General features: G+C 37.5%; 17 protein-coding genes. 6 read left to right on the forward strand and 11 right to left on the reverse strand.

Annotated features, from left to right (window positions below):
- Window positions 1-378: 378 nt before the first annotated feature.
- The 8 genes from BUC06_RS01375 to BUC06_RS01410 form a co-directional block, all read right to left on the reverse strand.
- Entirely contained in the window at window positions 379-1347 is a 969-nt protein-coding gene (locus BUC06_RS01375; RefSeq protein ID WP_073328711.1) for an ROK family protein, read from the reverse strand.
- 84 nt (window positions 1348-1431) lie between these two features.
- Window positions 1432-2643 (reverse strand): PepSY-associated TM helix domain-containing protein, encoded by a 1212-nt coding sequence (locus BUC06_RS01380; protein WP_073328714.1) that lies wholly within the window; start codon window positions 2641-2643, stop codon window positions 1432-1434.
- A gap of 51 nt (window positions 2644-2694) precedes the next feature.
- Window positions 2695-4812 (reverse strand): TonB-dependent receptor, encoded by a 2118-nt coding sequence (locus BUC06_RS01385; RefSeq protein ID WP_073329115.1) that lies wholly within the window; start codon window positions 4810-4812, stop codon window positions 2695-2697.
- On the reverse strand, window positions 4812-6008 hold the full coding sequence (locus tag BUC06_RS01390) for a PepSY-associated TM helix domain-containing protein (RefSeq protein ID WP_073328716.1): 1197 nt from the start codon (window positions 6006-6008) through the stop codon (window positions 4812-4814). Before BUC06_RS01390 ends, BUC06_RS01385 begins: the two co-directional genes overlap by 1 nt.
- 40 nt (window positions 6009-6048) lie before the next feature.
- Window positions 6049-8214 (reverse strand): TonB-dependent siderophore receptor, encoded by a 2166-nt coding sequence (locus tag BUC06_RS01395; protein ID WP_073328719.1) that lies wholly within the window; start codon window positions 8212-8214, stop codon window positions 6049-6051.
- A 153-nt stretch (window positions 8215-8367) separates the two neighbouring features.
- The gene (gene secA / locus BUC06_RS01400; protein WP_073328721.1) at window positions 8368-11442 is read right to left on the reverse strand and encodes a preprotein translocase subunit SecA; all 3075 of its coding nucleotides are present in this window, start codon (window positions 11440-11442) and stop codon (window positions 8368-8370) included.
- A gap of 125 nt (window positions 11443-11567) precedes the next feature.
- Window positions 11568-11789, reverse strand: coding sequence for a DUF2795 domain-containing protein (locus tag BUC06_RS01405; protein WP_002662059.1), 222 nt, complete (start codon window positions 11787-11789; stop codon window positions 11568-11570).
- Between the two features lie 141 nt (window positions 11790-11930).
- A complete protein-coding gene (locus BUC06_RS01410; protein ID WP_073328724.1) occupies window positions 11931-12953 on the reverse strand; it encodes a GDP-mannose 4,6-dehydratase in 1023 nt (340 codons plus the stop codon).
- An 86-nt stretch (window positions 12954-13039) separates the two neighbouring features.
- On the opposite strand from BUC06_RS01410, the gene BUC06_RS01415 reads away from it, so the two are divergent.
- Genes BUC06_RS01415 through BUC06_RS01425 form a run of 3 tightly spaced genes read left to right on the forward strand, consistent with a single transcriptional unit; the run spans window position 13040 to window position 18307 of the window.
- Window positions 13040-13834: a DUF2797 domain-containing protein gene (locus BUC06_RS01415; protein ID WP_073328726.1), complete on the forward strand. Its 795-nt coding sequence runs from the start codon at window positions 13040-13042 to the stop codon at window positions 13832-13834.
- A 2-nt stretch (window positions 13835-13836) separates the two neighbouring features.
- A complete protein-coding gene (locus BUC06_RS01420; RefSeq protein ID WP_073328729.1) occupies window positions 13837-15651 on the forward strand; it encodes a WG repeat-containing protein in 1815 nt (604 codons plus the stop codon).
- A gap of 28 nt (window positions 15652-15679) precedes the next feature.
- Entirely contained in the window at window positions 15680-18307 is a 2628-nt protein-coding gene (locus tag BUC06_RS01425; RefSeq protein WP_228423598.1) for a hypothetical protein, read from the forward strand.
- Window positions 18308-18344: 37 nt separating this feature from the next.
- Here BUC06_RS01425 and BUC06_RS01430 read toward each other — a convergent pair whose 3' ends face one another.
- On the reverse strand, window positions 18345-18695 hold the full coding sequence (locus BUC06_RS01430; RefSeq protein WP_073328734.1) for a hypothetical protein: 351 nt from the start codon (window positions 18693-18695) through the stop codon (window positions 18345-18347).
- A gap of 173 nt (window positions 18696-18868) precedes the next feature.
- Between BUC06_RS01430 and BUC06_RS01435 the strand changes: the two genes are divergently transcribed.
- On the forward strand, window positions 18869-19063 hold the full coding sequence (locus BUC06_RS01435; protein ID WP_034739952.1) for a hypothetical protein: 195 nt from the start codon (window positions 18869-18871) through the stop codon (window positions 19061-19063).
- 120 nt (window positions 19064-19183) lie between these two features.
- The gene (locus tag BUC06_RS01440; protein WP_073328736.1) at window positions 19184-20230 is read left to right on the forward strand and encodes a PA0069 family radical SAM protein; all 1047 of its coding nucleotides are present in this window, start codon (window positions 19184-19186) and stop codon (window positions 20228-20230) included.
- A 354-nt stretch (window positions 20231-20584) separates the two neighbouring features.
- Here BUC06_RS01440 and BUC06_RS23705 read toward each other — a convergent pair whose 3' ends face one another.
- Complete coding sequence (locus tag BUC06_RS23705) at window positions 20585-20746, reverse strand: bacteriocin-like protein (protein ID WP_164466347.1); 162 nt, start codon at window positions 20744-20746, stop codon at window positions 20585-20587.
- Between the two features lie 264 nt (window positions 20747-21010).
- Here BUC06_RS23705 and BUC06_RS01450 point away from each other — a divergent pair, with 264 nt between their 5' ends.
- Window positions 21011-21283 (forward strand): bacteriocin-like protein, encoded by a 273-nt coding sequence (locus tag BUC06_RS01450; RefSeq protein ID WP_073328742.1) that lies wholly within the window; start codon window positions 21011-21013, stop codon window positions 21281-21283.
- Window positions 21284-21389: 106 nt separating this feature from the next.
- On the opposite strand, the gene BUC06_RS01455 is transcribed toward BUC06_RS01450, so the two are convergent.
- The gene (locus BUC06_RS01455) at window positions 21390-22340 is read right to left on the reverse strand and encodes an isopenicillin N synthase family dioxygenase (protein ID WP_073328744.1); all 951 of its coding nucleotides are present in this window, start codon (window positions 22338-22340) and stop codon (window positions 21390-21392) included.
- Window positions 22341-22356: the final 16 nt, after the last annotated feature.

The raw sequence follows: 22356 nt of genomic DNA on the forward strand, positions 1-22356 counted from the left end.
TTAAATTATTTATTTGTTGGTTTCACCAGGTTAGCCCGAGCGTAAAATGAATGAAAAACCAATCAAAAGTAAGAAAAAGTTTTTCATTTTGCATGAGAATTCCGATGATTTAAAACAGAATTGATGCCAGTTTTTTTAACCGCTGAAGATGGGAAAGTGATCTGATTTATTCGCGCATATTTCACAGATTAAACAGATCACTGCGGCAAAGAATTTCTGGAATAAATGAAATTTATCAAATAAAGTAGAGAAAAAGTATATGTAAACCTGTATCAAGACCTGTAGAATCTGTGGGAGCTCCAACCAGATCGACCCATTCAAAGCAAAAAAGCATCCCAAAAGGATGCTTTAATATATTATTCCATTGTTGTTGTTCAGTTATTTTTCCCAAACCAAAGCACTTGCGCCAAGAATGGCAGCATCTGCTTCGTCCAGTTCACTGAAAACCAATTTTACTTTATTTCTAAAGATCGGAAGAAGGTTTCTTTCCATATGAAGTTTTGCAGGCTTCAAAATAAAATCTCCCGCCTTGATCACGCCACCAAATAGAAGAATGGCTTCAGGTGAAGAAAACATCACAAAATTAGCCAAAGCCTCGCCCAGTTTCTGTCCCGTATATCTGAACACTTCAATAGCGATAAGATCACCTTTCAATGCGCATTCATGGACTGTTTTCGAGTTGATGGACTCTTCAGGATACTGGCTCAGCATAGATTCAGGAAATTCAGCCCTCATCTTCTTGGCGGTAATCGCAATTCCCGTGGCTGAAGCATACGCTTCCAGACTTCCTTCAGATCCTGTACTCCAGTGCTTTCTTCCGCCCGGTTTTACAATGGTGTGCCCCAATTCTCCTGCAAAACCGTCGTGGCCGTAAATCAAACTTCCATTAGAAATGATTCCACTGCCCACGCCTGTTCCCAGAGTGATCATGATAAAGTCCTTCATTCCCCTTGCGGCTCCGAAAAGCATTTCTCCAAGAGCAGCTGCATTCGCATCATTGGTGATGGTACACGGCAGATTGAATTTGGCATTCATCAGTTCACTGAAAGGAATGAGTCCCTTCCATGGTAAGTTAGGGGCCTGCTCAATGGTTCCTTTATAATAGTTGGCATTGGGAGCACCTACCCCGATTCCGTCAAAGTTGGTTTCAGTACCGTACTTTTCGATCAGGGGTTTTACCTGTTCGTATAAAGCATCGATAAAGTCTTCTACTTTTTCGTACTCATCGGTTCTCAGATTTCCTTTTTCCAGAACTTCACCGCGGTGGTTAACCACTCCGAACTTGGTATTCGTCCCGCCGATATCAATTCCTAGAGCAACTTGTTTTGATAAATCTATTAATGACATTTCTATTTGTAAATTCTAAAGGGTTAAAATTATAAAAAAGATTGTATTAATGGATTATTAACAAAACTTTTATTTAAAAAACTTTTAGGCGGTTTTTGCCGGTTTCTTTTTTCTTCTTCCCCACCAAACCATAAATCCGGTTACCGGCAGTGATGCGCAGATGAGGCTGACAATGAATGCGATGATCTTCGTAGGAAGTCCCAAAATGGAACCTACATGGATATCATAGTTGGCCCCTACTGCTTTTTCACCAAAGTTTTTGTCCTTAGGATCATGGGTGTGGAGTAGTTCTCCCGAGTTTTCATCAAAGATCAGGCTGCTGCTTTTGTGATAAGAATAAGAAAGATGCTTGACATACACCTCAAAATTCGGGTGTTCATGATCATCCATATGCTCGTGGCCAAGATCAATTGCGAAACCAAAAGAATCAGGATATTTCTGTATAACCGTATTGATCACTTTGTCCAGTGTTCCTTCCGTTCTTAATTCTATCGGAGCTTTGGTTTTAATGTGAGAGAAATCCGGATATTGGGTTTCTCCGCCGGAGAAGATCACATAGATCATCGCCTGTACAACGAAGAACGCATAAAACAATCCTGTAATGGTAAAGATCAACGCAAAGATAGAGGAGTAAAAACCAAGGATGTTGTGAAGATCATAGTTCTTTCTTTTCCAGCTTTTGATATTTTTCCATTTGAAAGAAAGACGCTGCTTTCTTGCCGCTTTATTTTTAGGCCACCAAAGTACAATTCCGGTGATCAGCATGATCAGGAATATGATCACGGGAATTCCCACGACATACGGTCCCCAGTCCTGCTTCAGCAAAAAACTCCAGTGAATCATTTTCACAATATTGAAGAACCCGTTCTTTTCATCATAAACTCTGAGAACTTTTCCTGTGTAAGGATTTACATAAGCGGCTTTATAAACCGGCAGTTCATCAAAATAATTCCAGGCCTTCGTGTTGTGTTCATACCAATAAAAAATATAAGATCTCTTTTTATCAATCGGAACATTCACCCAGTGAACCGGATATTTTTCTTTGACCTGTTCTACAACAGATTTCTCCATCATTCTGATAGGAAGAACGTTTTTCTGTTCGATATTCTGTTCGTTATGATAGATCACGTCCTTTCGGGTAAAGTTTTCCAGTTCGTCCTTAAAAACATAGAGCGCTCCTGTAATGGAAATAATAAAGATCAGAAAGCCAATCCCCAGACCAAACCAAAGGTGCAGTTTGGCTGACCATTTTTTAAAGAAACCCGGTTTGTTTTTATGATGATGTTTTTTCTTCATATCGCAGTTCAAAGTATCGCAAAGATAAGTTTTACTTTTTATTTAGATTAATTAAAATTTATATTCAAGCATCATCGTCCCTCTTCTTCCCAGTGAGTTCACGAATTCACTGTCACGGGCAGACCACCATGCAATCGCGGGTTGATACATTCTGTTGAATACATTTTCAACGCCTGCAGAGACTCTCCAGTTCCTATTGACTTCGAAACTTGCTTTAAAATTAAAAACAGTATAGTCAGGAACATAGCCTTCTCCGTAGGCAAACATTCCTGTTTTGGCGTTAGTCTGGAACCTGTCCTGCTCAAAAGCGTGAATCATATCAGCCCCGAGAGATAAAGAAGGTATTGGTTTTACCTGAAGGTAGGCCAGTACTTTAGGCGCAGAAATGCGGCTGTTGTTGATTTTTGCTGAATAATCTCCGTCGTCTTTGATAGAAGTAATGCCTTCCATCCAGCTGTAGCTTCCTCCGAAGTTGATCCATTTAGCCGGCATAAAATGTAAGAATCCTTCCACACCGTAAACAATTTCCGGAGATCTCTGTATCGTTAATGCTCTGTCCGCACTCTGTACAAATGAAGCGCCTAGTTTTGATGTACTTACATAAGAAGTAATCTCGTAGTTGATCCATTTGGAGATCTGTCCCGTCGCCCCGAATTCATAGTTGTTCACGATGATCGGTTTGGTTTCAAGATTTTGAATCGTACCTTCTGTTGAGGTTCTGAGGATTCTTCCTAATTCATTGATAGAGTAGGACTGTGAGAAGCTTCCGAACAGATTAATGAAAGGTTCAATATTGTAACGTACCCCTAAATTGGCGACCAATGCATTGTATTTTAAATCTCCACCGGTCACAAAGATACTTTTGGTAAATGTCCCGTCACTTTTAATAGTAGAAAGGGTATTGAAATCTCCGACTTTCACACGCATGTTTTCATAGCGTAGACCTCCTTTGATGGTTAATTTTTTTAATAAATCAATTTTAACCAAAACGAAAGGGGCAAGGTTGGTCATATTCATATCCGGTGTCCAGTAACGTCCGTCTTCCAGCTTCTGGACGGTCTGATCGTTAAGGATATCCATCCCGTACATGATTTCACCCTGAGAATCTTTAGCCGACCACAGTTGAGTGTCGAAGTTGAATCTGACTCCGTACTTTTTAGAGATTACGTTGGACTGTCCTCCTCCGGAGAAGGTATCGCTGTATCCGTATACAGTCCTGAAATCCTGCATATAAGCATTGAAATTCAGTGAAGTTGTTCCACCAAAAAGGTTCTGATTGTCGTAGTTGATCCTGAAATTATGGTTTCTCGGTGTTCCCTGAGGGGTGGTTTCAAGATTTTTTCCTACACCTTCTCCAATGGTTGGGGTAATCCCGTATTTTCCTGTTTTTAGTCCTAAGTTAAGGTCAGATTTAGAGGCATATCCGATGTAGGAAGCTTCAATTCTCTGGTCTTTGTTGATATTGTAACCTACTTTAAGCATTCCGTTGTAGTTGTCCATTTTTGCAGGACTGTAGGTCGGGGTAAGGTTTACGCCGTCCGCATCTTTCATATAGCCTGTTTTTTCGTAGGCGAGAGAGAAGACGTAATCAAATTTATTCACCTTTCCGGATAAGAGCTGGCTGGCCCTCACTCCAAGAGTTCCGCCATACGTTTGACCTGTAAAACCGAGCTGAGTAAGTCCGGAAATATTTTTATCGGATTTGCTTCTTCTCGTGATGTAGTTGATGATCCCGCCATCTGCTCCGTTTCCGTAGATGGAGGACGCTCCTTTGATCACTTCAATTCTTTCAATCACGGAAGGATCGATAGACCTTAGATCTCTGGCTCCGTTTCTGAGTGGAGTAGACTGGGGAATTCCGTCGATAAGAACAAGAACCTGGCGGCCTCTCAAGGTCTGCCCTGTATTGGATGTTTGTCCCGAGTTGGTTCCTAAACTTGGAACGGTATATTGAAGAATGCTGGTAATATCTGAATTGACGGTCAGCTGAGACTGGATCTGCTTTTCTGCAACAATCGTTACCGAGCTGGGTATTTCTTTGATATTTTCTTTTTTTCTGGAAGCAGTCATCACGACTTCATCCACGCTGTTGATCTGCAGGCTGTCTTTAACCTGTGCAAAAATGGCAACCGAACCTAAGCATGCAGCTGATATAAGCGCTTTTTTCATTATATTTTCTTTCCTTGTTTTTTTTGTTTTCCCCACCATACCAAAAATCCTGTCACAGGAAGTGAAGTACAGATGAGTCCGGTAATGAACCATAGAATTTTTCCGAACAGTCCGAAGTAGGACCCTGTGTGGATGTCATAATTGGCATTGGCATATTTTTCAGCATTGCTCAGTTTCTGATGAGGTTTTTCAGCCAGCAGCTTTCCTGAGTATTTGTCAAAGATCAATGCATTTCTTTCGCTGAACCTTCCTTCTTCGCCGTAAATAGTCACCGGGATATTTTTCAGTTCTTTTCCTTTCTTGTTTTTTCCGTTCAATGGAATTCTGAAACTGGAAGAAGTAGGATACAATTTTCTGGTTTGCTGAGCGGTAAGGTCATAAACCGAAGCATTTTTCACCATAAGGGAATCAGGAGATTTAATATCCTTTTCTTTAGGCTGTTCCAGAGATCCTGAAAGGGCAAGATTGAATGTGTTTTTCACATACGGATAGGCAAAATAGATTCCTGTAATGCTGATGAGTAAGGCGAAAAATGAAGCATAAAACCCTAACACATTATGGAGGTCATAGTTTTTACGTTTCCAGGTTTTCACATTTTCCCAGCTGAACCAGAAGCGTCCTTTTCTCGCTTTTTTGTTATTTGGCCACCACAATACGATTCCTGTGATCAGCATGAAGATAAACACAACAGTAGGAATTCCCACCACATATTTTCCCCATTCGGAGTTCAGAAGAAGACTCCAGTGGATGTATTTCAGAATGTTGAAAAAGCTATATTTCTCATCGTAAACGGCCAGAATTTTTCCGCTGTACTGGTCCACATAGACGAGCTTATTGATCTTGACCTCTTCAAAATAATTCCAGCCTTTTTTATTTTTTTCGTAATAGGAAAAACGGTAGGATCTGTTTTTATCCAATGAGATTTCTACAGCACTCAGCGGATATTTTTCATTAAGTTCAAGACTTACTTTTTCCTTAAGAACGGCAATAGAAAGTGGTGATGTTGAAGATTTCTGTACATAAATCGCTTCTTTTCGGAGACTGTTCTGTATTTCGTCTTTAAAAACATATAAAGTTCCGGTAAGCGAAACAATAAAAACAATGATACCAACGGACAAGCCCAACCACAAGTGCAGCTTGGAAGACCATTTTTTTGTAAAAGAAACTTTCTTTTTATGGAGGTGCTTTTTCTTCATAGCAAAAAGTTAACCTCCGGAGAGGCTAACTTTTGATTATTTAAAATTTATATCCTATTGATAGTCTCCAGTTACGCGGAGCGTTATAGATCCATGCGTAAGAACCGTCATCTGATCTGTAACCGCTGTAAAGTTTTCTGTTCAGCACGTTGTTCAGTAATAGGTTAACATCGAATTTTTTGGCTACATAAGAGATCCCGAAGTTGGTGTCAAAATAATCTTCCAGACTCTGGTCATATTTGGCGGTGGTTCCAAACCACGACTGTCTTCCTCCCTGATATTGGTATCCCGCAGAAATACCGAATCCTTTTAATTGACCGTGTTCAAATCTGTAGTTTAACCAGGTATTCTGTACGTTTTTGGCATTTCCGGGAGCAGCCGTTCCTATTCTTGAAAGATCTGTATCTTCTGTCACGATCGCATCGGTATATGCGTAGTTTATGACAACATTTAGCCCGCTTACGATTTCACCTTTGATATCTGCTTCAAATCCTCTTGCTCTTTGTTCACCAATGGCCAGTTTGAATGGATAATTAAAGGTGATATTATCCGGATTAAGTACACCGTGTTCTTTGTCGTCTACACTTATGTTTTTTCTTTTAATTTCATAAACAGCGAAAGTAGAGTTCCATTTGCCATTAAACCAGTCTTTTTTCAATCCAAATTCTATATTTTGCCCTTTTAATGGAGCCGGAATATTGGTGTTGGTATAACTTGCTACTGATTGAGGAACAAATGTTTTATCAAAAACTCCATACACTGAAAGATCATCCTTAATAGAGTAGCTGACACCAGCTCTTGGTGTAAATTCTCCAGCTTGATCAGCTTTTATCGGATCTAAATTGGGATATCCCGAGAATGTTGTTCCACTGGTATATCTTCCTGCCAGTGTAATACGGAGCTTATTATTAAGCATTTCTATTTGATCCTGAGCATAATAAGAAGTGTATTTTACTCCCTGATCATTATAGTAATTAGCATTTCGGTTTAGATAATAAGCACTTTCAGGAGGCAGTGTACTAGGATTTACACCATAAGTAATATTGTGGACATCAATAGATCCTCCATCACCTAAATAAGAGAAATCAGCCTGGTATTTTCTATTTCCATAATCGAATCCGGCAATGATTTTATGAGTAATATTTCCTGTTTGTAGACTTCCTCTAACGTAGGTCTGGAATATATTGTTTTTTCCAAGAGCCTGCCAGTTGCTTAATGATCTGCTTAAAATATTGGGATCTGAACCGTAGAAACCGCCCCACCACGAGCCGCCGTCATAATTCATATCCATGTAGGCATATTGTGTACTCCAAATCCAGTCTTTGAATAACTTCTGATCTAAGCTTAAAAATAAACTCTGATCTTTCACTTCTGTTTTTTTGAAGTTAGGATCGTTAAAGTTAGTATGAACATTGAGTGAAGCATAGCCGTCATTAGACATCAGGTAGGCACCCGGCTGATTGAATTTTAGATATTGATAATTGTATTGGGCAGTGAATGTAGTTGTTTTTGTAGGTCTGAATGTGATAGACGGAGCAATGATTATTTTACTTGTCTTATCATTTTCTGACCATGATTTGTTGGAACTTCCCATTAAATTTAAACGATAATCCAAAACACCGTCTTTCACAATAACCCCGTCAAGATCTGCTTCGCCTCTGAAAAGGTTGTAACTTCCTGTTGTGAATCTTACGCTGTTGGCGAATTTTCCAGTGGGTTTTTTCGTCACTATATTATAAAATCCTGCCGGATCACCCATAGATCCCATGAATCCTGCTGGCCCTTTTACAAATTCTATTCTGTCGATAATGGATGCGTCCGGGTTAATGGGTCCCCAGGTAGAAGATACGTTCATTCCGTTCATATAAGTAGCAATACTTGCTCCTCTCATGAAAACGTTGGAATAAACATTGTCCCAGTGTTCTACTTTTCTGGCACCGCTCACATTGCGGACAATTCCTTCAGACATATTTAAGGTGATCTGATCATTCAATACCTGGCCACTAATAGACTGTACATTCTGCGGAAGTTCAATAAGAGGGGTCTGCAATCTCAGTGATCCGGAAACCTCGTTGAGTTTATATTTTTGATAATATCTTCCATTGACAACAACTTCTTCAATATCGTTTGATTTGATAGTGTCTTTTTTTTGGGCAGAAACCAGCATTGTTCCCAGTGCGGAAGCGCAGATCAGTACATTTTTCATGAAAGTCAAATTTTTTGCAAATATATTGTTTTTAATTGTTCTAAATAAATAATAACATTGATATTTATCATGAAATTATTAGGTGCTGAATAACAAAACCCCGCTTCAGACGGTACTGAAGCGGGGTTTTTATGAGATTTTATTATAGATTTCTTAAGCCGGAATTTCTCCTTTGTATAAGAAAGAAATAATTTCTTTGTTCATTTTGTCAACCATTTCACTGAATAAGTGGAACGATTCCTGTTTGTAAATTACCAATGGATCTTTCTGCTCGTAAACGGCACCTTGAGAAGATCTTCTCAGGTCATCCATTTCACGAAGGTGAAGTTTCCAGTTTTCATCGATGATGGATAAGGTAATATTCTTTTCAAAATCATTGATCAGACTTTCACACTGAGTATCGTAAGCTTCCTTAAGGTCAGCCACAATCGTCATGGTTTTGTGTCCGTCTGTGAAAGGAACCTGGATCATTTTAAACATTGAACCTTGATTCTGATATACATTCTCAATAATAGGGAATGATTTCTCCTTCAATAAGTTCAGTTTCATTTTGTAATCTTCCTGAGCTGCTTTGAAGACAAGATCCGTCAATTCAGGAATCTGCTTGCTCTTGAAGTCATTTTCAGAAACCGGAGATTCCATGGTAAAGAACTTAATGATATCGAATTCAAAATCTTTATAGTTCCCTGTAGCCTTTCCTTTTGTAACGATGGAGTTGGAAACATCGAAGATCATATTCGTGATGTCATACTTCAGGTGATCCCCAAAAAGAGCATTCTTTCTTCTCTTATAGATCACATCACGCTGCTTGTTCATGACGTCATCATACTCAAGAAGTCTTTTTCTGATCCCGAAGTTGTTTTCTTCTACTTTTTTCTGAGCTCTTTCAATAGACTTGCTGATCATAGAATGCTGAATCACTTCACCTTCTTTATGACCCATTCTGTCCATCATTTTCGCGATTCTTTCAGAACCGAACAAACGCATCAGATTATCTTCAAGAGATACATAGAACTGAGAGCTTCCCGGATCTCCCTGACGTCCTGCTCTACCTCTTAACTGTCTGTCTACACGTCTTGAATCGTGTCTTTCTGTACCGATAATGGCTAAACCTCCCGCTTCTTTTACTTCTTTGGAAAGCTTGATATCTGTACCTCGACCTGCCATGTTCGTTGCAATCGTTACAACTCCCGGCTGTCCTGCTCCGGCAACGATTTCAGCTTCTTTCTTGTGAAGCTTCGCGTTCAATACCTGGTGAGGAATTTTTCTTAGCTGAAGGGCTTTAGAAAGCAACTGAGAGATTTCAACAGATGTTGTACCTACCAGTACAGGTCTTTTAGCAGCTGTTAATTTTTCAATTTCTTCAATAACAGCGTTATATTTTTCACGGTTAGTTTTGAAAACTAAATCCTGTTTGTCATGTCTTAAAATAGGACGGTTCGTAGGAATGACCACAACATCTAATTTGTAGATCTCCCAAAGTTCTCCCGCCTCTGTTTCAGCAGTACCTGTCATCCCCGCAAGCTTGTTGTACATACGGAAATAATTCTGAAGTGTTACCGTTGCAAAAGTTTGCGTAGCAGCTTCAATTTTTACGTTTTCTTTAGCTTCAATCGCCTGGTGAAGACCGTCTGAATAACGTCTTCCTTCCATGATACGACCGGTCTGTTCGTCAACGATTTTTACTTCACCGTCTATTACCACATACTCATCATCTTTTTCGAATAGAGTATAAGCTTTCAATAACTGGCTCATCGTGTGTACACGCTCAGACTTTTCAGCGAAGTCAGAGAAAAGTTTTTCTTTAGCTTCGAATTCCTCTTCTTTAGATAGGTTTTTTGCCTCAACTTCAGCGATTTCTGTTCCGATATCCGGAAGAACGAAGAAGTTGTTGTCAGAATTCCCCTGAGACATATATTCTACTCCTTTATCTGTAAGATCTACCTGATTGTTTTTCTCTTCAATAACGAAGTAAAGGTCTTTATCTACAATGGGCATGTCGCGGTTGTTGTCCTGCATATACTGCGCTTCAACTTTCTGAAGCAATGCTCTGTTTCCGCTTTCCGATAAGAATTTAATTAATTGTCTGTTTTTAGGAAGACCTCTGTAAGCCTGAAGTAATTTGAACCCTCCTTCTTTAGTGTTTCCTGCAGCGATTAATTTTTTTGCTTCATTAAAGATCGCAGAAACTGTTTTCTTCTGAACTTCCACGATTCTGTCAATAGAAGGCTTAAGAACATCAAATTCCTGTCTGTCTCCCTGAGGAACCGGACCCGAAATAATTAGTGGTGTTCTGGCATCATCTACCAATACAGAGTCAACTTCATCCACGATCGCAAAGTTTAATTCTCTTTGTACCAATTCTGAAGGGGATGTTACCATGTTATCTCTCAGATAATCGAAACCGAATTCGTTGTTCGTCCCGTATGTAATATCTGAATTATATGCTTTTCTTCTTCCGTCTGAGTTCGGCTGGTGGTTATCGATACAATCGATAGACATTCCGTGGAACTGATAAAGAGGGCCCATCCATGCCGAGTCTCTTTTGGCAAGATAGTCGTTCACCGTTACTACGTGAACTCCTCTTTCAGGAAGTGAATTTAAGTAAATCGGCAATGTTCCTACCAAAGTTTTACCTTCACCGGTTGCCATCTCGGTAATTTTACCGCTGTGAAGAATAACCCCTCCGATAAACTGAACATCATAATGGACCATGTCCCAAACTACAGGAGTTCCGGCTGCGTCCCATGAGTTTTTCCAGATTGCAGTATCTCCCTGAATTTCTACGAAATCTTTACCCGCAGCGGCCAGTTGTCTGTCCCAGTCGGTGGCTTTGGTGCGGATTTCTCCGTTCTGAGCCCATCTTCTTGCTGTTTCTTTTACCAGAGCAAAAGCTTCAGGAAGGATCTGGCCAAGAACTTTCTCCTCAATGTCGTATGATTCTTTTTTAAGAGTCTCAATCTTTGTGAAAAGAGCTTCTTTTTCATCAACGTTTGTTGAATTCTTTATCTGCTCCTGTACTTGTTCTATTTGAGCTGTGATTTTGCTGGTTGCAGTTTTGATATTTTCTTTAAACTCAGCAGTTTTTTCTCTCAAACCATCATCAGACAATTGCTGAATAGTTGGTTCAACAGCTTTGATTTTTGTTACAACTTTTTTTACTTCTTTTAGGTCCTGCGCTTTTTTGTCTCCCAAAAACCCTTTAAGAACTTTGTTTAAAAAACTCATAAATTTTTTGCTTTATGCTTAAAGTAATATGCTTTAAGCGTTGTATTGATACGCTTATCGTGTGAATTATATATAAAAAAAGGGCAAATAAGCTCTAAGCTACTGCTTAAAGCTTATTGCTTTAATTAATATTCGTCTTCGTTCCAAAGGAAATCCTCGTCGGTAGGATAGTCGCTCCATACCTCTTCGATAGACTCATAGATCTCTCCTTCGTCTTCAATAGCCTGAAGGTTTTCTACTACTTCCATTGGTGCACCAGTTCTGATTGCATAGTCAATAAGTTCTGCTTTTGTCATCGGCCAAGGTGCGTCACTTAAATAGGAGGCTAGTTCTAATGTCCAGTACATAATTTCTAATTTTTTTGCAAAAGTATAAAATTAGCTTATATTATACGCCTTTTTATACTTGATTTTCAATTCTTTTTGATTAATTTTTGTTCATTGTCCGTCATAGACTGCATTACAGCTGCACCGGAAACTTATATGATGTCATTTTCTCAAAAACCATTCCACAAATTTTTTTATGCCATTTTGGAAGTCGGTGTCTGGTTGGTAACCTATTAATGTCTTTGCTTTTGTGATATCTGCATTGGTTTTCTGGACATCTCCGGGCTGAAGTGGCAGAATTTTTCTGGTGGCAGAAATTTTAAGGGTTCTTTCTATGGTCGCCAACATTTCAGATAAGGTCACTACTTCGCTTTCTCCAAGGTTAACGATTTCATAAACATCGGAATGTGTTTCCAGATAAACAATAGATTTCGTGATTCCGTCGATGATATCATCAATGTAGGTGTAGTCTCTGGCTGTATTTCCGTCGCCGTAGAAGGGGATTTCCTCACCTTCTGAGATCAGTCTGGTGAATTTGTGAATGGCAAGGTCTGGTCTTTGTCTGGGGCCATATACGGTGAAAAAGCGTAAATGAATCATGTCGATATGATACAGGTTGTGATACACGTGTCCTAAAATTTCACCGCTTCGTTTTGTTGCGGCATAAGGGGAGATCGGATGATCTACATTATCTGTTTCGGTAAATGGGATCTTTTCATTATTGCCGTAAACGCTTGATGAAGATGCACCTATGAATTTACTGATATTGAATTCCTTACAAAGCTCCCAAAGATTCATGGTGCCACGAACATTTACTTCTTCATATTCCAGTGGTCTTTCAATGGAAGGCCGTACGCCTGCCAATGCTGCAAGATGGATAACAAGGTCTATGTTGTGACTTTTAAAAATATTTTCAAGTCCTTTTTTATCACGAATATCCTGATAATAGATTTGATAATTGTCTGACCGGGAAATGTCAGTTAAATATCCGATATCGGTCTCTTTGTCCGAAAACTCAAAATCCGGATTTTTATCAATAGACTCTAAAGTATTTTTAATTTTTATCTGATAATTGTAGAAATCATCAAAATTGTCAACGTTTATGACAGAATGTCCATTTCTTAATAATTTTTCTATTAAATGGGAACCTATAAACCCGCTTCCTCCAGTTACAAGATAAGTCATTTGTGATTTTTTAATGCTGTAAAAATATAAATTTACTTTTTGAAAATATAATCATTAAATTTACTTAAAAAAGTAATATAAATAGTATGCAGTTTCAAGGGCAAATTTTAAAAATGACGAGCTACGACGCACAGCCGATCCAATATTATCTGAATCTTTCAGGAGATCTTATCCATATGAATGAGCTTTTCGGAAAAGAATTACGTATAAAACATGTGGGGTTTCAGTGTGTGAACTGTGGGGAAGATAAAACTATTTATAGAATAGGCTTCTGCAAAAGCTGTTTCTTCGAAAGCCCGTACGCGAGTGATACGATCATTCGTCCCGAGCTTTCCACGGCACATCTGGGAGTGGGGGAACGTGATCTGGAAGTTGAAAAACAAATCCAGTTGCAGCCCCACACCGTATATCTTGCCTATACAGGCGATGTAAAGGTAGGAGTAACTAGAAATACTCAGATCCCTACAAGATGGATCGATCAGGGAGCTACTTTTGCACTGCCGATTGCCAGAACCGAGAACCGTTACGAGGCAGGAATGATAGAAGTTGCTTTAAAAGAACATCTTCCTGACAAAACCAACTGGAGAAAGATGCTTCAGGATGATTTTGAGGGAGAAATGGACCTCGCCGATTTTCAACAAAAAATCAGACAGTATTTCCCTGAGGATTTTCAAAAATTCTACAGTGAAGGAGAAGACCTCTGGAGATTTGATTATCCTTTTGAAAAGCCGGAAAAAGTAACCTCATTCACATTAGATAAAAGACCTGAATTTACCGGCAAATTAACCGGAATAAAAGGGCAGTACCTGAGTTTTCATGGCGGAGATTTTATCAATGTGAGAGGACATGAAGGATATGTAATTGAGCTGGATATCTCTTAAATATGAAGCATATTATCTTCCTTATTTTTGTAATTTTAGTTTCCTGTCATTCAAAATCTCAGAATAAGGTGGATTTCTCAAAACAGAATATTAGTTATACAGAAAGAGATGAGGAAACAGACTGGATTAGAGTAAAACTTAATAATCCTAATAAGTGGGGCTATATTAACGATGACGGTCTGGTTATGATTCCTTTTGAATATGATTTTCTTAATCCTTTTAAAAATGGTTTGGCTTATGCTAAAAATAACAATAAAGAATTTTTTATAACCAAGAAAAATTTAAGATTAAAAGGAGATTTTGAAGCTGTAGGTATTTTTTCTGAAGGACTTGCGCCTGTTAAAAAAAATGGAAAGTGGGGATTTATAGATTATCAGGCCAATTTAGTAATACCAATACAGTATGATGAAGTTGATTGCTTCAGGCCTAGTGGACTGTGTGCTGTAACAAAGAATGGGAAATCTGGATTTATAAATAAATCTGGGGCGGAAATTATTCCAGTCATTTACGATGAGGCAAGTCAGGAAATGAAAGATCAGAATGTAATTGTTAAAAAGAATAATAAATGGGCGGTTTTTGACAATTCAGGAAAACAACTTTCAGATTTTTTATATGACAGTTTCAAAAGAGCTTCTATTTCAGATTTTTCTAAAGATATTTTTACTAGAGATCAATCTACATTTTTTGAAAACGGAGCGGCTTTAGTAGAGGCCAATGGAAAGTATATATTTATAAATAGGAAAGCTCAGGCTGCTTTTCAAAATAATGAATTTGATTCTGCAAGTGTTTTTGACACCTTTAAAAATGCTATAGTAAAGAGAAATGGTAAGTTCGGAATTATTAAAACAGATGGAACCTTTAAGGTTCCTCTACAATATGATTTCATTGATTATTTTGAGTCAAATCATTCTTTTTCAGAATATTATAACGCACGAAAAGGAAAAATATATTCTATCTTTAATAAGGATTTGAAAAAAATAGGCGAATCTTATGAAGCTGTTTATAATGATTATTCAGATTTGGATCCTACACTTATTTACAAAAACTTAAAGAGAAAATATGGTATTGTTGATTGGCAAGGAAATGTCATTGTTCCTTTTGAATATGATGAGTTAAGACAAATTGAAAATACCACTTTTCTATGGGTTAAAAAGGGTGATTTTTACGGAATTATTTCTGAAAAGGGACAAATTAAAATACCTATAAAGTATAAAGAAATAACTTCTGTTTATGATAAATTTGATAATATTGAAAATGCTAGTAAATGTTTATTTATTATAAATGGAATGGTGGTTGATATAAACAATAATGTAATAATTAAAGGATATGATTCACTAATACCTCTTTATTACAATCATAATAAACTTATAGCATCTAAAAACAAAAAGTTTGGAATTATTGATATCAGTAAAAAAGTTCTTTTGCCGTTGGAATATGATGAAATATCAAATTGGGTAGAGTATGGTCCTGAAAAAAGACAATTTATAGAAAAAAATGGCAAGCATGGCTTGATAGAATTTGAGACTTTTAAAATAATTATTCCACCAATTTATGATCAATTTATTTCAAGAGAAAATTTGATTTTTGCTTCTAAAAATGGAAAGGCAGGAATTCTTGATATCAATAATAAAGAAATTTGCCCTTTTATTTTAGATCAGATAAGGCCTCATAAATATTTTGGTTATGATGGTGGACAACATACAATGTTTTATTCTAAAAAAGGGAATGCGCATTTTCAAATTAATTTAGAAGGTAAAATTCTGAAAGAAATTTCAGAAAAAGAATATAAAAACTATACCGAACATCAAAATAAATAATATGCGAAAATGGGTCAAAAAGTTATTAATGAGCCTGGGAATTCTGCTGCTCATTCTTCTTGCCGCGAATTTCGGTTTGAATATATGGCTTAAAACCCAGCTTCCTGATTATATCAAGAAAAATACGGATTATAAAGTTTCCTATAAAACTCTGGATGTAGATCTGGGTTCTGGAAATATTTTTGCTGCAGGAATTACCGTAAACAGTAAAAATCCTCAAAATACTAACGTTATTGGACTCAAGGGAACCATCGATACCTTGAAAATCAGTCGTTTTGGGATTTATGATGCCATTTTTAATAAAAGAATCAGCTCATCAGATCTTCTGTTGGCCAGGCCGAATTTAAATATTAGTCTCGCAAGACCTGTCGACCGGAAAACCGATAAGAAACAAAGTCCATTCCTGTTTGAAAATATCAGAATTAATAAGGGAACCATCAATATTTTCAAATATACCAAACAGAAATTTTTATCTGTTCAGCAGCTGGATTTATTTGTAGAAAACCTGCAAATGACTGAAGAATCCGTAGAGGATAACCTTCCGGTTGCTTTTGACCGTTATGATATTAAAGGAAAGAATTTTTTCTTCCGTCCGAATGAGGTATATGCTATCACCATCAGTACCATCACGACTTTAGATGGCCAAATGTCAGTTGGGAATTTCCGGCTGAATCCACTTTTGTCTTTCCATCAGTTTACAAGATTTTATCCTAAAAAGCCCAAATTATTTGAGTTTTCCGTCCCAAAGATGGATTTTAAGGACGTAGTTTTCGCTAAAAATAAAATTTCACTCACCAATGCTGATTTCCAAAATCCGGTTCTTACTGTTTATAATACGGGCGTAAAAGCAAAAAAAACAGACAAAAAACTGAATTTTGAAATTAATTTAGAAGATGTAAAACTGAATAATGCGTCAGTGCTTATCAATAAACCTGACGGAAGCAGGCTGCTTTTTGCTAAAACAATGAATGTAAAGGTTAACCAGCTCAAGTTTGATAAAGTGACCGCAGAAGAGATTATTCCTGTCGGATATAAAGATTTCCATTTTTCAGGAAGAGAGATACAATATTCAAATCATCAGAATTTTTCTGTTGAAAGTATTGCATTGAACCCCAAAAGTGGCGAAATCAGGAATCTGATTTTGTCTCCCGGATCTTCTGAAGCAGGAAAAGGGGCAATGGATCTTAAAGCCGGACATATTGCTCTTAACATCAACAAGTTTGAATTTATAGAAAAGAAACTTAATCTAGATCTGAAAGATGTTCTTGTTGAAAATATAAAAGGAACGATTAAGGCAGGTACCGGTAAACCGAAGAAAAATTCCGGTACCGGAATCATCAATTCAGTTATAGTAAGAAAAATGTCCCTGAAAAATTCTGATCTTGTTTATGATAAAGGAATGCAACCATTAGCATTTCACGATTTGAATGCCACAATCAATACTATTGAAATAGCACCCCAACCCAATAATCAGGGGCTTTCTTTCAAAGTGAAAGATTATTTCCTGACCACACGGAACTTTGCTTACAGAACGAAGTTTTATAATATGAGCGCGGGACTTTTAAAATTAAATAAAAACAAGATTCAGGTTAATAATTTTGTCATGAAGCCTCTCGTTTCGAGAGCCCAGTTTATCAAAATGATACCTGTTGAACGTGATCTTTATGACATTAAGGTTTCCGGGATCACAGCAGAAGGACATTGGGACTTATTCTTAGATCATCAATCGATCAACGCGTCCCATGTAACAGTTGATGGAGCAGATGCCAATATTTTCAGAAGTAAAATTCCGAATGACGACCCAAAAGTGAAGCCTCTCTACTCTCAACTGCTTCGTTCGATAAAAATACCATTGACCATTAATAGTCTGGATCTGAAAAACTCAGTTTTAGTCTATGAAGAAGATACACCGCAAAGTGCAGGACCTGGAAAGCTTACTTTCGCCAATTTTAATATGAACGTTAAAAACCTGAATTCTGCTAAAGCAAAAGGCAAACCTACGCAAGTGGATATCAGGATCAACTGCTCGTTTATGAATCTGGCGCCACTTTTTGTAAACTGGAATTTCGATGTAGCTGATCGCAATGACGGTTTTTCAATTGCCGGAAAGACATCCAATCTCCCTGCAAGCGGTATTAATCCATTTATTAGACCCTACTTGCATGTAACGGCTACGTCAGGAACCATTCAGGAAATGCTCTTTAACTTCAGGGGGAATCCTGCCGGGCTGCATGGAACATTTAATCTGAAACATAAAGATCTTAAAATTGCGGTATTAAATAAGAATAATCATGAAAAGAAGGGGGTATTAACCGCTGTAGCCAATCTTTTTATCAGATCGAACTCAGGTAAATTTCCTGAAGCCGTAGAGGTGGAAAATGTTGAACGTGATCCTACAAAATCATTCTTTAATCTTTTCTGGAAAGGAATTGAGCAGGGATTGAAGAAAACCCTGATCGGAAAGAATGTGGATAAAACTGAAGAAACCGTTAAAAAAGCGGTCACTTCGGTAAAGGAAGTAAAGAAGTCTGTAAAAGAACTCAAGCAGGAAATCAAATCGAAAAAAGAAGAGCCCAAGCCGCAGGAAGAGAAAAAAGAAAAGAAAGGCTTTCTAAAGAATGTATTCAGGAAAAAAGAAAATCCCGAAGCTGAATAGTTTCGGGATGTATATTGATCTTCTCATGGAAGTGGGATCAGAAATTAAATTCGTCGCTTTCCTGAACGGGAATATCTCTTAAAAATTCGTCAAATTTTTCACCGGGATAGTTGCTGTCCGCTCCATAAGAATCTATAATCATTCCTCGATTTCCGGCGTCGTCCTTCACTACATATAATACCGCACTGTCATCAGGATTACTGTCGCCTTCAAAACGGTAGGTTTTTAAAATGGTGAGGTCAGAAGGCTGATAAACGGTCTCTGAATTTTCAAATTTCATTTCGCAGTTTTCATTCATTCTGAATTCCCGGTGTATTCCTCTTCCTGCAAGGGTGTTCATGACCTGACTTAGGGTGGTCATTTTATCGTTATATTCAGAATTGTCCATAATATTATTTTTTATAGTTAGTACAATAATTAAACCATTAATCTGCTAAATATAATTAAAAAAGCAATTATGTTTTTCATTGAAATAAAGTTTAATGTTAACAAAATTTATAATTTGAAACAGAAAAATAGGTATGCTTTTTGCAGTAACGAGATTAATAAATCGGACAAAATATGAAAAAAGAAGTTGGCGTTTTACTGGCAGGAGGTGTTGGTCTTTTGGCAGTATTAGGTTTTATTGGATTAAAAAAAATACTGACTAAAAAAGATAAAAAATATAGTGATACCTATTCGGATTATCACAGACATTTTGATGAAAAAAACCACGAAGATGAATATCATGGCGTGGAATTTTATGCACTGAAGTAGTAAAAGAATATATTTTAATTATGTTGAAATCCGGCTCCTTTTTAGGGATCGGATTTTTTTGTGAATAAATTTAATGTTAAAACTCATTATTTTATAAAAAATCCATTCTAATTTTACATCATGCAAAACGAAAATTTCATCAAAGGACAGGGGGCACAGCGGAACGTGATCAATCGTTTCGACAAATATACCTATGAGCCTGAAGATGAGGATTTCGAAGCGATAAAAACAACCTTCACAGAAGTTTTTCCGAAAACCATCGTCAATCAGGTGAAAAGTGAAGATCTGCCTATGGAATATTCTATGAATCCATACCAGGGTTGTGAACACGGATGCTCCTATTGTTTTGCAAGACCTACCCATGAATATTGGGGATATAGTGCAGGAATTGATTTTGAAAGACAAATTATGGTCAAGAAAAATGCTCCGGAACTATTGGAGAAATTTTTTCAAAAAAGAGGTTATAAGCCAGCGCCCATTCTTCTCTCGGGAAATACAGATTGCTACCAGCCTGCAGAAAAAAAATTTGAAATTACCAGAAAGTTACTTCAGGTGTGCCTGGATTACAGGCATCCGGTTAATATTCTGACAAAAAACGCACTTGTTCTGAGGGATTTAGATATTTTAAAGCCAATGGCAGAGCAAAATCTGGTTTCTGTATCTTTTAGTATTCCTACTATCAATGAAGATCTTAGGCGCAAAATGGAACCGCGTACGAGCTCGGCACCGAATAAATTAAAAGCAATAGAAGTTCTGACCGAGAATAAAATTCCGGTTCACGTTATGGTTGCACCAATTATACCTGGATTGAACAGTGATGAACCGTTAAATATTTTAAAAGCAATTTCAGATGCCGGGGCTTTAAGTTTCGGTTATACTTTGGTACGACTTAATGATACGGTAGAACCTGTTTTTGTACAATGGATTGAGTCACATTTTCCGGACAGAGCACAAAAGATTTTAAATCTTATCCGTTCCATGCGGGGTGGAAAACTCGGAGATAAGAGATATTTTGAGAGACAGAAAGGGGAAGGGAATATTGCGGAAATGATCCATAATACCTTTAAGATAGGAAGAAAGAAATTTTTCGAAGGCAGAGAGTTTCCCAAATTATCAACCTCAAATTTTACGGGCGCCAAAGATCAGCAGTTGCGACTGTTTGACTAATTTAAAGTTTTCCAGAGGGATGTTGCGAGGTATAAGAAAACCACCCCAAAAGGATGGTTTATAGTATATTTGTCAGGTTATTTCTAGTGAATAACAGGATCTTCACCATCTGGGCAAATAAATTCATTTCGGCACAAAGGGCGGTAAGTTATGCCGTCACTGCATACATCAACACATTCTCCGGGAAAAGGATAACTTATTCCTCCGGAAATCATTTTCATCTTGCTTTTATTCAGTTTTTTAAAATTTTTCAGAGTATTTTATTGATAATGAATGGTGGTGATGAATAGTTTTTTTAAGATAAAAAACCACTCCAAAAAGGAGTGGCTTTCTTATTCTTTCTGATTTTCAATCTTACATAGTGTTGTCCGGACATTTGAAATCATCACTGCAAGTGGCACAAACTACGGTGCCGTTACAATAATACATACAGAATTCTGGTTCCGGAAGTTTAATTCCTCCTGCTCCTGAAATGCTTTTTAACTGGCCTTTGTCTAGTTTTTTTAGATTTTTCATATTGTTTTAATTAAAAATTTGATAGTAAAGTAAATATAATTAAAATATTTTTAACTAAAATAAAATGTGATAGTTTTTTTTACATTAAATAGTACCGGCTTAAAAAGTCGGTAGTTTATCCATTTTTAATATGGGATCATTAATTTCATTTTATAGTGAATAAAATAAGTTAAGACTTTGATTATTAATGGAAAATAATTAATTTAGGTCAAACAAAACGGGATCCGAAAAGCGGATAGCGTAGAAAATCTAAAAACAAAAACCATGAAAAATTTAAAAAGATTGTCCAGACAGGACCAAAAGAAAATTTCTGCCGGAGATCTGACCCCCTCGTTCTGTTTTGAAGGAGAAGGACCGGGAACAGGAGGCTGTTCAGCAGGACAGATTTGCTCAGGTGGCAGGTGTGTCCCTTATGTTGATCCGGGAAATGGTGGAGGCGGCGGAACCGGCGGCGGTGATACCTATACCTGTATCTGTCCATGGGGTACTTTTACGCAGACCACTCCATGCCCTGAATTTTACTGTATTACAGGATAAAACCCAGCTACTTACAGGCATAAAAAACAAAAGTCAATAATTAATCTGAGGGTCACAACATTACGTTGATAACTGAAACAAAGATCAATTATTGACTTTTTTTATATTACTTTTTGATAAGACCTAGTTCTATAAGTCTTTCATGTAAAAACTCTCCTGCAGTCGTATCTTCATATAACTTAGGATTGTTTTCGTCAATACAGTTTTCAAGAGCATTAAGCGACATTCCGCTCACAGGATGCATAAAGAAAGGAATTGAATATCTTGAAGTTCCCCATAATTCTCTTGGCGGATTGACCACTCTGTGAATGGTAGATTTCAATTTGTTGTTCGTATGTCTCGATAACATATCTCCAACATTGATCATTAATTCGTCCGGTTCTGCAATAGCATCGATCCATTCCCCCTTATGGTTTTGAACCTGTAACCCTTTTCCCTGAGATCCCATCAACAGAGTAATCAGATTGATGTCTCCATGAGCTGCAGCTCTTACCGCATCATCAGGCTCCTGAGTGATGGGCGGATAGTGTATTGGTCTTAAAATAGAGTTTCCTTCTGCGATCTTATCATCAAAATAAAACTCATTCAGGCCAAGGTACAAAGCCAAAGCTCTTAGCACATACTTCCCTGTTTTCTCAAGCATCTGGTACGTTTCTTTACCTACCTCGTTGAATTTTGGAAGTTCGTCTACAATTACGTTATCGGGATATTCCTGTTTGTATTTTGAATCATCAGACACATACTGTCCGAAATGCCAAAATTCTTTCAAGTCTCCTTTTTTGAAACCTTTTGCAGTCTCTTTACCGAATCCTACATATCCTCTTTGGCCTCCAATTCCGGGAATCTCATACTTTTGTTTCGTTTCCGTTGGAAGTTCAAAAAAGTTTTTCACCTCTCCATACAAGCCTTCTACTAATTGGTCGTCAAGAAAATGGCCTTTTAAGGCAACAAAACCAATTTCTTCGTAAGCTTTTCCGATTTCATTTACAAATTTCTGTTTGCGTTCCGGGTTGTCCGAAAGGAAATCACGCAGGTCTACACTAGGTATTTTATCCATTTTTAGAAATTTAACG

The organism is Chryseobacterium carnipullorum (genome assembly GCF_900142785.1).
Classification (GTDB): Bacteria; Bacteroidota; Bacteroidia; order Flavobacteriales; family Weeksellaceae; genus Chryseobacterium; species Chryseobacterium carnipullorum.